The sequence below is a fragment of the Frigoribacterium sp. CG_9.8 genome (genome assembly GCF_015751965.1).
Taxonomy (GTDB): Bacteria; Actinomycetota; Actinomycetes; order Actinomycetales; family Microbacteriaceae; genus Lacisediminihabitans.
This window is the reverse complement of the sequence record NZ_JADOVH010000001.1, coordinates 638,951-651,157: the sequence shown is the minus strand read 5'-3', so window position 1 is coordinate 651,157 and position 12,207 is coordinate 638,951. Positions and strand designations below refer to the sequence as shown.

Genomic DNA, 12,207 nt, shown 5'->3' with positions numbered 1-12,207 from the left:
TCGGAGCGGCGTCCCTAGTGGGCGTCGCGCTTCTCTTTGATCTTCGCTTTCTTGCCACGGAGGTTGCGCAGGTAGTACAGCTTGGCGCGGCGCACGTCACCGCGGGTGACGACCTCGATATGGTCGATCACCGGAGAATGAACCGGGAAGGTGCGCTCGACACCCACCTGAAAGCTGACCTTGCGAACACAGAACGTCTCGCGCACACCTTCGCCGGAGCGGCCGATTACGACACCCTGGAAGACCTGGATACGAGATCGGGTACCTTCCACGATGTTCACGTGAACCTTCACGTTGTCGCCAGCGCGAAAGTCCGGAATGTCCGATCGGAGGGATGCCGCGTCTACGGCGTCGAGGATATGCATTGTGGTTCGCTCTCTGCAACCGCCACAGGTCGACCGCGAATTAGGGTAATAAATCAGAAGGAAGTGGTGCCCAGATCGATACCGACTCCCCTGTGGCAGAGTCGTGCGTTAGGCACAAGTCACTACTATTCCACATCGCCCGGAACTAAGCCACCCGGCCGGACTGCGGGCCCGCCACTTGCGTCACGACCTTGTGCTTCTGGACCGCCTACTGCAGGACCGCGACGCAACTCCTCGTAGTCCAATCCTGTGAGTCGGAAAACCGCCTGCTGGCGCGTCTCGAGAAGATACTCGATCAGCACCACCCAGATCGTGGCGAACGCGATGATGATGACGACTCCGCCCGCGATGTCCGCGATGGTGAATGAGGCATCCCGAAACCCCTGCCCGAATGCGCGCGTAGCGATCGATGTGCCTGGATCCGTGCTGTAGACGGAGTCCACGACGAAGAAGCCGTAGCACAGCACCGAGAGGTACCAGGCAGTCAGGAGCGCGGCATCCGCCCTCGAGACGGCCCTATCCCGGCGGATGCTCGAGCGGGCCCGCGTGAGGGTCGTCACGACAGCGAGGAAGATGAAGAGCAGCGGAGCGAGGAAGAGACCGATCGCGTAATGCCAGCCGAGGATTACTCCGAAGAAGACCCGTCCGAACAGCAGCCATACCGGCAAAACGATGGTGGCGGCGAACTGGGTGTTGAATAAAACCCGGCGATACCACATGGGCAGAAGCTTACGCTCGAGTGCGAAGACCGATCGCCCGCGCGACGTCGCAGCCCGGTTGCAGCCCAATTGTCGCTGGGCCGTCCCCGGGCCGTCGCCAGGCCGTGGCCGTATCGTCGCCAGAGAAAGCCCGGTCATCGCCGGATAAGAGCAGGGGAGAATCGGATGATCGAACTCAAGACGCCCGCAGAGATCGACGAGATGCGCGCCGCAGGCCGGTTTGTTGCTGCGACCCTCACGCAGCTGGTTGCTGCCTCGAAGGTGGGCGTCAACCTGCTTGCGCTCGACGCGCTCGCCGCGCAGCTCATCCGCAGTGCTGGCGCCACCAGCTGTTACGTGGACTACCACCCGTCGTTCGGAGCGATGCCCTTCGGCAAGTCTCTCTGCACGTCGGTGAACGATGCTGCGCTGCACGGCCTCCCCTACGACTACGCGCTGATGGACGGCGACGTGCTCAGCCTCGATTTCGCGGTGTCCGTCGATGGCTGGGTCGCCGATTCTGCCGTTACCGTGATCGTCGGCACCCCGAGACCGGCGGATGTCGCTCTCATCGACACGACGGAACGCGCCCTTGCGGCGGGAATCGCGGCCGCACAGGTCGGGGCACGCATCGGCGATATCTCGGCCGCAATTGGAGACCTGAGCCGCGCGGCGGGCTACTCGGTCAATGTGGACTTCGGCGGGCACGGCGTCGGGCGCACGATGCACGGGGACCCGCACATCCCGAACGATGGTCGCCCGGGCCGGGGTCTGCCACTGCGCGCCGGACTGGTCTTCGCGATCGAGCCATGGCTCATGGAGGGCACGGACCGCATCTTCACCGATCCAGATGGCTGGACCCTGCGCAGCCTCGACGGCTCACGGGCCGCCCACAGCGAGCATACGATCGCGATCACGGATGCCGGGCCGGTGGTGTTGACCGCCCGCTGACCGCCGCAGAGATTCGCTACCGCGTCACGCCGCTCTGGGGCGCGCCGACACGAATCGTGCACTCTGCGCCCCTGAGCGATGCGGCGGGCGACCGCGCTACGGTGTGCCCAGCCGTGCGCTGCGCCACTCGTCGGCGAGTAGGGCGTACGTGAACCCGTCGAGCCATTCGCCGGAACGGTGCAGCGACCCGCGCACGTCGTGGGACTCGCGACGCATGCCCACGCGCTCCATCAGGCGCCAGGAGGACTCGTTGTCGGCGAAGCACTGGGCAGTCACCCGGCGCAGGTGGAGTTCTTCGAAGCAGATCCGGATCAACTCAGCGACTGCCTCGGTGGCGTATCCCTTGCCGGTCTGCACCGGATCGAGACTCCAGCCGAGCTCGGCCTGCACCGCACGCGCCCGATCCCTCACTTCAGCCTGGGCCCAGGCATCCTCGATGGCCAGCATCAGATCGCCGATCACGCGTCCGTCGCACTCGATCACCAGCGTCGCAGCCAGTCGCGCGGGCTCGGTAAAGTCGGCGAGATACTGCTCGCAGTCGGGTTGAGCACTGGTGATCCAGAGGGCGACGGACTCTTGTCGGCGATAGTGCCAGGTTGCCGGACCGTCTGCCGCTGTCGCCGGGCGGATCTCGAGGCGCTCGGTGCGGACCGGCCATGCGATGACTTCGAGGCCTTCGCTCACAGGCTCGTCAGTCACAGGCCCGTCGGTCACAGGCCCGTCAGTCACGCGCGCGGAGCCGCATCCTCGGCCACTGCTAGATCCGGCGGCAGCAGGTCGGGCCGCACGGCCCTGGTGCGCTCGAGCTGCTGGTCGTGTCGCCATTTCGCGATCGCCGCGTGATTGCCACTCAACAGCACGGGAGGCACTTCGAACCCGCGCCACTCACCCGGCTTCGTGTAACTGGGGTATTCGAGCAGGCCGTCGGAGTGCGACTCCTCGACGAGACTTTGCGGATTGCCGACGACACCTGGGATGAGCCGCCCGATCGCTTCGATCATGGCCATGGTTGCGACCTCCCCACCATTGAGCACATAGTCGCCGAGACTCACGAGACGCACCCGGGCGCGAGTCGAGGCGTAGTCGACGACCCGCTGGTCGATGCCCTCGTATCGTCCACAGCCGAAGACCAGTTGGGGCTCGGCAGCCAACTCCTGTGCGAGCTTCTGGGTGAAGAGTTCCCCGGCGGGTGAGGGGAAAATCACGACCGGGGCATCCGCTCCCAGTGTCCCGCTGAGGTCGAGGATGCCGTCGAGCGCCTCACCCCAGGGCTCCGGCTTCATCACCATTCCGGCACCGCCACCGTAGGGAGTGTCGTCAACGGTACGGTGCCGGTCAGAAGTGAAGTCCCGCAGATCGTGGACGCCGAGCTCGATCAGCCCGGTCTGGCGCGCCCTGCCGAGCAGGGAGACGTCGAGCACGGAGAAGAACTCCGGGAAGATCGTGACGATGTCGATGCGCATCGCTGAGCTCCTCAGTCGATCGACTTCGCGCCGGGCTCGACGGTGGTCTCAGTACCGATCTCGACGCCGGGCTCAACGTCAGCCTTTACTATGGGGTCAACGCCGGGGGACGCCGCGTTCGGCGCCGTCTCTTCGTCGTCATCTTCAGGCAGCTCTTCGAACAGCCCAGCTGGCGGCGTGACCGTCAGCGTGCCCGATTGGATGTCGACGGTCGGCACGATGGCCTTCACGAACGGCACAAGCACTTCGCCAGCGTCCGTCTTCACATGAATAAGATCCTGGGCCGGCAGGTGATCCACTTGGCTAACTACGCCGATGCGGATGCCGTCACGCACGACCTTGAGGCCGACCAGTTGGTGGTCGTACCAGGCATCTTCCTCGTCCGAAGCGGCAGCGAGATCGTGATCGACCCAGAGGATCGCCTTGATCAGGCCCTCCGCAGCAGACCGATCCGCGACGCCAGCAAAAAATGCGACCGGCTGGAGGTTGTACCACCGGAGCTCAACGAGCTCGAGGGTCTTCCCGTGCCAGGGTGACGAGGTCGGCACCTGCAGTGTGAACACGGCGCCCGGAACGAAACGACGTTCCGGGGCATCCGTGTAGAGCTCGACCTTGATCGCTCCCTTGAGGCCGTGAGCCTTGGTGAGTCGACCAACCCGCAACTGGTCGGACCCGGATGGGGCCGGTGCGGGCTGTGCGCTGGGTTCCGGGTTATTAGAAATCGGTGTCCACCACGTCGACGCGCACCTTACGACCATCGGCGATGGCCGAAACGAGGGTGCGAAGCGCCTTCGCGGTGCGACCAGCGCGACCGATAACCCGGCCGAGATCCTCGGGGTGCACTCGCACCTCGAGGACTTCGCCGCGCGGTGAGTTCTTGACGACGACCTGAACCTCGTCGGGGTGATCGACGATCCCCTTGACGAGATGTTCGAGGGCGGCTGCGAGCATTGACTAGGCCTTGTCGGCGGTGGCGGCCTCGGCGTCAGCCTCGGTTGCCACATCGGCTGCGGCTGCGTCAACAGGTGCGTCAACGACTGCGTCGGCGGATGCTTCGGCCGGTGCCTCGACCACAGCTGCTTCGACCTTGGGTGCGGGCGCGACGGCCTTCGGCTTGAGTACCGGCTTCTTCTTCTCGTCGGCCACGAAATCGACCTTGGATTCCTTGGTCTTCACGGTGCTGACCGCGTTTTTGTCACCCTTGAAGATCCCCCAGTCACCGGTGAGCTTGAGGATGGCGGCGACCTGCTCGGTCGGCTGCGCACCGACTCCGAGCCAGTACTGCGCGCGGGCCGAGTCGACCTCGATGAACGAGGGCTCCTCGGTGGGATGATACTTGCCGATCTCTTCGATGACACGACCATCACGCTTGGTGTGTGAGTCGGCGACAACGATTCGGTAGTAAGGAGCGCGGATCTTGCCCATGCGCTTCAAACGGATTTTTACAGCCACAATTCTCCAGAGATGATTTTTGAGGTCGAACTGCTTGCCGTGAGCGTGGGGTGCACACTCGGCAGAAAAGCTCTAATGGGAGACGATGCCGTTGGAATAGAGGGTCGAACAGCATGAGTCTCGACTAATCATTCTTGCAGGTTTCTTGGGTTTGAGGAACCAACCGCTGTGCGGCGTGCCTGGGAGCGCTTGCGCGACAGTGCGACGCCCACGAGGCAGACGACTCCGCCGACCACCGCGACGGGGGCCGGCACCTCCCGGAAGAAGAGGTATGCCTCGATAACGACAAGCGTCGGCACGATGTAGGTCGTCACTGCAAGGGGACCTGCAGACATCCGCGAGAGGGCGAATGCCCAGGTGCTGAAGGCGATTGCCGTCGGCACGACACCGAGGTAGACAGCCCCGAGGATGCTGGCCACGGGCGCCTGTGCGAGATCGTGGATGAGAGTGCCCGCGAATGGCAGGCAGGCGATAGCTCCGACCGCACAGCCCAGAAAGGTGACCTGGCGGTTCGGCAATCTGCGCAAGACCGGCTTTTGGGCGATCACCCCGATCGCATAGGTGATCGCGGCGATGATCGCCCAGGTGACACCTGCGCCATCGCCGATTCGGGTAATACCGCTCGAAATGCCGATCAGCACCACGCCGAGGAAGGCGACGCTTGCCCCAATGGCCAGCCATCTGGGGATTCCATCACCGAGAAATACGCCGGCTCCCAGGGCGATGAGCACTGGTCCGATTCCCACAATCATCGCCGTCGTTCCCGCGTCCAGAGACTGCTCGGCGATGTTAAGACCCACGTTGTACGCGGCGAACCAGGAGAGCCCGAACACCACGATCAGCAGCCACTCCCGCCCAGTCGGGCGTACCCAGCGACGCCCGATCAGAAGCAGCGACAGTACGACCGTGCCCACAAGCAAGCGGGCAAGCGCGAGGGAACCCCCGGCAAAGTGTGGCGCGACTCCACGAATCACGATGAACGCGCTCGACCAGGCAAGCAAGGTGACGACAATCGCTATCAGCACCGACGTACTGAGTCGCGGCACAACCGGGTCAGCACCCCGCGACTGCTCTCCGACAATGGGGGTTCGCGTCATATGCTCAGGCTATCCATAGCGGGCGGCGCTCCGAGACCGCGGACCATGCCCTGCCCGCGATCCGCGCACGGTGGGCCGAGGGATGGCGGTCCGGCCTCGCTAATCAGCGAATCCGGGGGCCACCCGTGGCCACGGGCGCAGCCGCTCGAGATGGGTAGCGAGAGACAAGATGAGCGCTTCGCCGGCGCCGTCGGGCCGCGGCTCCGCGACGATCTGCACCGCAAGAGGCACCTGCGCCGTCGCATGCCACCCGGCCGGGATGCTCGCTGCCGGCCAGCCGAGCAGATTCCAGGTCGACGGATAGGGTGCGTAGCGGATGTTCGACACGATATTTGCCCACCAGCCGCGTTCGTGCCAGTTCTCAGCCAGCGGACCCGGCTGCGCGAGGGTGGGCGTGAGCAGCAGGTCGTAGTCGGCGAAGAAGGCATGCACCCGGGCGCGGAGCCGATCGACCGGGGCATCCGTCACCAGCCCCGCCCGGCGGGCGAGCCGTCCAAGCCGCGCGTGCACCCGCACTCGCCGCTCCAGCGTCGCGGTGTCAAGCGTCTCGGCATCGGTCGCCGTGCCCGCGAACCAGCGGGCAAGCAACGGGGCCGGGTTGGGATCGTAGGGAAAGGTCACCTCGCTGACGTTGTGTCCTGCGGCCCGGAGTGCGTCAGCCGTCTCCGTGAGTCCGCGCCGCCACTCGGCGTCGAGGGACACGAGCGGGGAGGGCTCCCCCGCCGCGATTGCGATGCGCAGCGGCTGGGACGGCTCGGCAGGAGTGGCCAGCTCCGGGCGTCCCGCCATCACTGAGAGCAGCAGGGCGGCATCCGCAACCGTCGTCGCAAGCGGTCCGTTCTCGCTCATACCGAGCCAGGCATCGACGCCGATGTCCTGCGGCACGAGTCCGCTCCCCGGCTTGATTCCGAACAGGCCGCAATTAGCGGCGGGAATACGTACCGACCCCATCCCGTCGTTGCCGTGGGCGACGGGCACCTGACCGGAGGCAACGGCGGCAGCAGAACCACCGGACGAGCCGCCGGGGGTGCGCGCCTCGTTCCAGGGGTTCCGCGTGGTGCCATAAACGGAATCCGTGGTGCCGAACACGCAGAGTTCCGGCACCCGGGTGATGCCGACGACGATCGCGCCGGCCGCCCGCAGGCGCAAGACAATCTCATGGTCCGCGCCCTGTGGGGCGGAACTGGTTGCTGCCGATCCGTCACGCATCGGCTCGCCCGCCACCGGGATGTTGTCCTTGATGGCGATCGGAACGCCCGCGAGCAGAAGCGTCGAACGGTCGGCACGGGCATCGACTTCCGCCGCCTCGGCGAGTGCCTTCTCTGCGCGAACCAGCTGAAATGCGCCGAGGCGGGATCCGCCCTCGATTCGGGCGAGCGCAGCACGGGTTGCATCGACGGCGGTGATCGTGCCGGCGCGCACTGCGGCAGCTGACTCCACAGCGGTGAGGAGGGTCATTGGCTCAGCCTATGGTATGCCGCACCCCTGCGACACGCCTGCTGCACCTCTGCCACACGCCTGCCAGAGCCCTGCTAGAGCGACGTCGACGTCAAGCGTTCTTCGAGTCGCGCCAGGCCAGCCAGTCGTGCACTGGGGCGAGGTCGTAGTGCGGGCCGCTGAGGCCGAGCGTGAACAGAGTCGTACCGAGGGCGTGAAGTTCGTCAGCCTCGTGGGGCGTGCGCCCGCGCAGTTCGGTCGAGATCTCGATTTGGGAGACATCACGGCCGACCGCCTCCCCGTGTTCGGCGAGGATTCCGAGCTTGCGCTGCAGCGTCTCAGGGTCGCTAAACGAGTGCCAGATATCCGCATGTTCGGCCACGATTCGGAGCGTTTTCTTTTCCCCACCACCGCCGATGAGCACCGGTATGTGACGGGTGGGCGGTGGATTGAGTACGCCCCAGCGCTCCTGAATAATCGGGAGGTTGGTAGCGAGGGTATCCAGGCGCTGTCCGATCGTGCCGAATTCATACCCGTACTCGTCGTAGTCGCGCTCGAACCATCCGGAACCGGTTCCAAAGATAAAACGACCGGTCCCGGTGCCGTGTGCGCTGATGTGATCGATGGTGCGGGCCATGTCGGCCTGCAGGTTCGCATTGCGGTAGCTGTTGCAGTTGACCAGCGCACCGAGCTCCACACGAGAGGTCTGTTCGGCAAGCGCGGCGAGCATGGTCCACGACTCGAAATGCAGGCCATCCGGTTCGCCGGAAAGCGGATAAAAATGATCCCAGTTGAAGAGGATGTCAGCGCCGAGTGCCTCCAACTCGGCTGCCGTATCCCGAATCTTTTCGTACGGTGCGTGCTGTGGCGCGATCTGCACACCGAGTCGGACAGAACGGATCATGTCGTCAGTCATTGGCCAAGCCTATGTCGATGTGAGGGGGTCTCCTCGGCTGCCGAGTGTGCCGGTTGTGCCTGTGATGGCGTTGTCAGGCACTTTCCGTTGTGCACGCCTTTCCGGGCGTATCCGGTCTTTCCGGGCTGGCACGCCGACCCCGGAAGACCGTACTGGCCCGGTGTGGGGATTCCTCCGCCGTTCGTCGGCCAGCCATCAGTCGGCCAGCCGCACGCGGTCAGCCGCACGCGGTCAGCCGCACTCGGTCAGCCGCACTCGGTCAGCCGCGGCCGAGCATTTTCTGAAGACTCGCAAGCTCCTCCTCGGATGGGCCAGGCTTGCCGGCACTTCCGCCGAGTCCGAACCCTGATCCGGTAGCCCCCGTGGATGGCTTGGCACCCGACGCGAGAGCCGCGTTCTCCGCGGCCCGCTTGGCCGGGTTTCCCGACTTCGATCCCTTCTTCGCCTGCAGCTTCTTCGGCCCACCGAATTTGGCTCCGGGAATCGGTCCCATGCCGGGAACCTGCGGCATTCCGCCCTTGGCAACGGTCTTCATCATCTTGGCGGCCTGTTCGAACCGGTTGACGAGGGCGTTGACCTCGGTGACGGTCGTTCCGGATCCGCGGGCAATGCGCACGCGACGCGATCCATTGAGCACCTTGGGCTGGCGGCGTTCGCCGATCGTCATCGACTGGATGATCGCCTCCGTGCGCGTGATCTCCGACTCGTCGAAGTTGTCGAGCTGCTGGCGCATGCCCTTCGCGCCGGGAAGCATGCCGAGCATGTTCTTGATCGAGCCCATGTTCTTGAGCTGCTGCATCTGGCTGAGGAAGTCCTCCAGCGTGAAGCTGTCGGTCATGAACTTCTCGGCGACCTTGCGCGACTCCTCCTCGTCGAAGGTCTTCTGCGCCGTCTCGATCAGGGTGAGGATGTCTCCGAGATCAAGAATCCGGCTGGCCATGCGGTCGGGATAGAAGGGCTCGAAGTCGTCGAGCGACTCGCCGGTCGAGGCGAAGATGATCGGGCGCCCGGTGACGGATGCCACAGAGAGCGCGGCCCCGCCGCGCGCGTCGCCATCCAGTTTGGTGAGCACGACGGCCGTGAAGTCGACCCCCTCCTGGAAGGCCTTCGCGGTGGCGACGGCATCCTGTCCGATCATCGCGTCGATCACGAAGAAGACCTCGTCGGGATCGATCGCCCGGCGGATATCAGAGGCCTGCTTCATGAGGTCCGCGTCGACGCCGAGGCGACCAGCTGTGTCGACGATGACGACGTCATATTGTTTGTCCCTGGCGAACTTCACGCCGTCTTTTGCGACCTTCACCGGGTTCGCGGCGCCGGAGAAGAACGACTTCGGCGTAGCATCCTCGGCTCCCACATTGCCGGGTTCCGGCGCGTAGACCACAACGCCGGCCTGCTCGGCGACAACCTTCAGCTGGGTGACCGCGTTCGGTCGCTGAAGGTCAGCCGCAACGAGCAACGGGGTGTGGTTCTGGCCCGCGAGCCACTTGGCGAGTTTGCCGGCGAGCGTCGTCTTGCCCGCACCCTGCAGGCCGGCGAGCATGATCACGGTCGGTGCCGTCTTGGCGAACTGGATGCGGCGTGCCTCGCCGCCGAGGATAGTCACGAGCTCGTCGTTGACGATCTGCACCACCTGCTGGGCGGGGTTGAGTGCCTTCGAGACCTCATCACCGAGGGCGCGATCGCGAACGCGGCTGGTGAAGTCTTTGACGACCTCGAGCGCGACGTCGGCGTCAAGCAGGGCACGACGGATCTCGCGAACGGTGCCGTCGACATCCGCTGCACTGAGCTTGCCCTTGCCGCGCAGGTTTTTGAAGGTGTCCGCGAGGCGGTCAGTGAGATTCGAGAATGTGGCCATTGTGCGATCAGTTTAACCCGGTCACAGGCCCGACCTATGCTGGCGCACATGCGCTTTGGAATCACGATCCTGCCCCAGCAGCCCTGGGCAACGGCACGTCGAACCTGGGCCAGGGCGGAGGAGCTTGGCTTCGACCACGCCTGGACCTACGACCACCTCTCCTGGCGCACCCTCGCCGATGAGCCATGGGGCGCCACCATCCCCACCCTGACCGCCGCGGCGACCGTGACCTCGCGCATCCGTCTCGGCACCTTCGTGTCGTCGCCGAACTTTCGGCATCCGGTGACCTTCGCAAAGGATGTCGCGACTCTCGATGACATCGCCGGTGGTCGTTTCATTCTGGGGGTCGGGTCGGGCGGCACCGGCTTTGACGCGTCTGTGCTCGGCCAACCCGAGCTCACTGCCCGCGAGCGGCATGCCCGGTTCACCGAGTTTGTTGAGCAGCTCGATGGGCTATTGCGATTCGAGCATGACGGCCCGATCTCGCATTCCGGCGAATGGTTCACGGCCCACGAGGCGCGCATGGTCGGGATGCCGGCACAACTGCCGCGAATGCCATTCGTGGTCGCGGCGAACGGCCCGAAGGGGCTCGATCTGGCAGCACGATTCGGCCAGGGCTGGGTGAGCACGGGAGGAGACGGACTCGCCGGGGATCAGTGGTGGCAGTCGGTCGCCGCACTCGCCGGGCGGCTGGATGACGCGGCCGAGCGCGCGGGACGGGAAGCGGCATCCATCGATCGCTATTTGTCCATCGACTCGGGTGGCTTGTACTCGCTTTCCAGCGTCGGCGCCTTCGAAGACGTTGTTGCGCGAGCGGCAGCTCTCGGATTCACGGATGTCATCGCCCACTGGCCACGGGAGGGCGGCATCTATGCCGGCGACGAGTCCGTGCTCGAGGAGGTGGCGGCGCTGTTACCCGAGCTGCGCTGAGGAGGCGCCGACTCGCCATGTCCGCCATCTAGGCTGCAGGGATGCCTGTCTCCGCACTTCGCTCGGTTCCGCTCGGCTCGACCGGCATCGAGGTCAGCGAGTTCTTCTTCGGCGGTGCGGCCATCGGCGGAATCGGTTCGGCGCCCTCGCGCATTGGGCTCGGGATGAAGACGGATGAGGCACTCGAGCGACTCGATGAGGCCCACGAGGTCGGCATCCGGGTGCTCGATACCGCCAATTCATTCGCGGGCGGCGAAAGCGAACGAGTGATCGGGCGCTGGCGGGAAGAGCGCGAACGATCCGATGTGCTCGTCTCGACGAAGGTCGGCAATGTGGTGGAGCGTGGCCAGGAGACCATCTCGCTCGCCGCCGATCACATCGAACGGCAGCTCGCCCTCAGCCGGTCACGCCTCGGCTCGCTCGACCTGTACCTCGCCCACGGATTCGACGAGCGCACACCGCTCGAGGAGACGATCACCGCGTTCGCTGCCGCCATCGATACCGAACAGATCCGGGCCTGGGGATGCTCGACCGGCTCGGTTCGCGAGGTCGAAGCGTGGCTGCTCGCTGCCGACCGCGCAGGGCTCCCCCGACCGGGCTGGGTGCAGTCCGAGCTGAGCCTCGTCGCCCGCTCGGTGGAGCGAGACCTGCTGCCGCTGCTCGTCGAGGAGGGTGTCGGGTTCGTGGCGCACTCGGCGCTGGCCGGGGGCATCCTCTCCGCGCGGTATCTCACTGACGATCCCGAAGAGCTGCCCGATCCTGCGCCCGGCAGCCGGCTCGCACTCGCCCCCGCGATGTACGCCGCGTCGTTCACGCTGCCGAATCTGGCCCGGGTAGCCGGGCTCCTGCCACTCGCGCGGGAACGTGAGGTGGACATCGCGGCCCTGGCGCTGGGCTGGCTGCGCCGGCATCCACAGGTCACCGCCACAATCGTGTCGCCGCGACGTACCGAGCACTGGGACGCTGTGACGGATGCTGCGTCGATGGACTTCGACGATGCTCTCGCAGAGCAGGTGGAGGCGCTGTTCACCTGACGGCAC

At 65.5% G+C, this 12,207-nt stretch carries 14 protein-coding genes; 3 read left to right on the top strand and 11 right to left on the bottom strand.

Translation table 11 applies throughout. The features are described 5' to 3' along the window. Positions 1-14: 14 nt before the first annotated feature. A complete protein-coding gene (gene rplS, locus IWX88_RS03270; protein WP_147783871.1) occupies positions 15-365 on the bottom strand; it encodes a 50S ribosomal protein L19 in 351 nt (116 codons plus the stop codon). Between the two features lie 125 nt (positions 366-490). Next, positions 491-1,084 (bottom strand): hypothetical protein, encoded by a 594-nt coding sequence (locus IWX88_RS03265; protein ID WP_196827111.1) that lies wholly within the window; start codon positions 1,082-1,084, stop codon positions 491-493. A 165-nt stretch (positions 1,085-1,249) separates the two neighbouring features. On the opposite strand from IWX88_RS03265, the gene map reads away from it, so the two are divergent. Further along, positions 1,250-2,014 carry a type I methionyl aminopeptidase gene (map, locus tag IWX88_RS03260; RefSeq protein ID WP_196827109.1) on the top strand — a complete coding sequence of 255 codons (765 nt, stop codon included), beginning with the start codon at positions 1,250-1,252 and terminating at the stop codon, positions 2,012-2,014. 96 nt (positions 2,015-2,110) lie between these two features. Here the strand turns inward: map and IWX88_RS03255 are convergent, their stop codons facing one another. The 9 genes from IWX88_RS03255 to ffh form a co-directional block, all read right to left on the bottom strand. Continuing rightward, entirely contained in the window at positions 2,111-2,713 is a 603-nt protein-coding gene (locus IWX88_RS03255) for a GNAT family N-acetyltransferase (RefSeq protein ID WP_370568146.1), read from the bottom strand. 26 nt (positions 2,714-2,739) lie between these two features. After that, positions 2,740-3,477, bottom strand: a complete 738-nt coding sequence (trmD, locus tag IWX88_RS03250; RefSeq protein ID WP_196827105.1) for a tRNA (guanosine(37)-N1)-methyltransferase TrmD — start codon at positions 3,475-3,477, stop codon at positions 2,740-2,742. Positions 3,478-3,488: 11 nt separating this feature from the next. Further along, positions 3,489-4,235 (bottom strand): ribosome maturation factor RimM, encoded by a 747-nt coding sequence (rimM, locus tag IWX88_RS03245; RefSeq protein ID WP_196827103.1) that lies wholly within the window; start codon positions 4,233-4,235, stop codon positions 3,489-3,491. Then, complete coding sequence (locus IWX88_RS03240) at positions 4,192-4,428, bottom strand: RNA-binding protein (RefSeq protein ID WP_196827101.1); 237 nt, start codon at positions 4,426-4,428, stop codon at positions 4,192-4,194. Before IWX88_RS03240 ends, rimM begins: the two co-directional genes overlap by 44 nt. A gap of 3 nt (positions 4,429-4,431) precedes the next feature. Further along, positions 4,432-4,929, bottom strand: coding sequence for a 30S ribosomal protein S16 (gene rpsP / locus IWX88_RS03235; RefSeq protein WP_196827099.1), 498 nt, complete (start codon positions 4,927-4,929; stop codon positions 4,432-4,434). A 128-nt stretch (positions 4,930-5,057) separates the two neighbouring features. Continuing rightward, complete coding sequence (locus IWX88_RS03230; protein ID WP_196827096.1) at positions 5,058-6,026, bottom strand: DMT family transporter; 969 nt, start codon at positions 6,024-6,026, stop codon at positions 5,058-5,060. Positions 6,027-6,125: 99 nt separating this feature from the next. Then, positions 6,126-7,484, bottom strand: a complete 1,359-nt coding sequence (locus tag IWX88_RS03225) for an amidase (RefSeq protein WP_196827094.1) — start codon at positions 7,482-7,484, stop codon at positions 6,126-6,128. 91 nt (positions 7,485-7,575) lie between these two features. Further along, positions 7,576-8,379, bottom strand: a complete 804-nt coding sequence (locus IWX88_RS03220; protein WP_196827092.1) for an LLM class F420-dependent oxidoreductase — start codon at positions 8,377-8,379, stop codon at positions 7,576-7,578. A gap of 259 nt (positions 8,380-8,638) precedes the next feature. After that, the gene (gene ffh, locus IWX88_RS03215) at positions 8,639-10,237 is read right to left on the bottom strand and encodes a signal recognition particle protein (protein WP_196827089.1); all 1,599 of its coding nucleotides are present in this window, start codon (positions 10,235-10,237) and stop codon (positions 8,639-8,641) included. Between the two features lie 48 nt (positions 10,238-10,285). Here ffh and IWX88_RS03210 point away from each other — a divergent pair, with 48 nt between their 5' ends. After that, entirely contained in the window at positions 10,286-11,167 is an 882-nt protein-coding gene (locus IWX88_RS03210; protein WP_196827087.1) for an LLM class flavin-dependent oxidoreductase, read from the top strand. A gap of 41 nt (positions 11,168-11,208) precedes the next feature. Next, the gene (locus IWX88_RS03205; protein WP_196827085.1) at positions 11,209-12,201 is read left to right on the top strand and encodes an aldo/keto reductase; all 993 of its coding nucleotides are present in this window, start codon (positions 11,209-11,211) and stop codon (positions 12,199-12,201) included. Positions 12,202-12,207: the final 6 nt, after the last annotated feature.

What these genes read in the sequence shown, in the direction of transcription:
- rplS (WP_147783871.1), bottom strand. Translation starts at nt 365, where the DNA reads ATGCATATCCTCGACGCCGTAGACGCGGCATCCCTCCGATCGGACATT.
- IWX88_RS03265 (WP_196827111.1), bottom strand. Translation starts at nt 1,084, where the DNA reads ATGTGGTATCGCCGGGTTTTATTCAACACCCAGTTCGCCGCCACCATC.
- map (WP_196827109.1), top strand. Translation starts at nt 1,250, where the DNA reads ATGATCGAACTCAAGACGCCCGCAGAGATCGACGAGATGCGCGCCGCA.
- trmD (WP_196827105.1), bottom strand. Translation starts at nt 3,477, where the DNA reads ATGCGCATCGACATCGTCACGATCTTCCCGGAGTTCTTCTCCGTGCTC.
- rimM (WP_196827103.1), bottom strand. Translation starts at nt 4,235, where the DNA reads ATGGTCGTAAGGTGCGCGTCGACGTGGTGGACACCGATTTCTAATAAC.
- IWX88_RS03240 (WP_196827101.1), bottom strand. Translation starts at nt 4,428, where the DNA reads ATGCTCGCAGCCGCCCTCGAACATCTCGTCAAGGGGATCGTCGATCAC.
- IWX88_RS03230 (WP_196827096.1), bottom strand. Translation starts at nt 6,026, where the DNA reads ATGACGCGAACCCCCATTGTCGGAGAGCAGTCGCGGGGTGCTGACCCG.
- IWX88_RS03225 (WP_196827094.1), bottom strand. Translation starts at nt 7,484, where the DNA reads ATGACCCTCCTCACCGCTGTGGAGTCAGCTGCCGCAGTGCGCGCCGGC.
- IWX88_RS03220 (WP_196827092.1), bottom strand. Translation starts at nt 8,379, where the DNA reads ATGACTGACGACATGATCCGTTCTGTCCGACTCGGTGTGCAGATCGCG.
- ffh (WP_196827089.1), bottom strand. Translation starts at nt 10,237, where the DNA reads ATGGCCACATTCTCGAATCTCACTGACCGCCTCGCGGACACCTTCAAA.
- IWX88_RS03210 (WP_196827087.1), top strand. Translation starts at nt 10,286, where the DNA reads ATGCGCTTTGGAATCACGATCCTGCCCCAGCAGCCCTGGGCAACGGCA.
- IWX88_RS03205 (WP_196827085.1), top strand. Translation starts at nt 11,209, where the DNA reads ATGCCTGTCTCCGCACTTCGCTCGGTTCCGCTCGGCTCGACCGGCATC.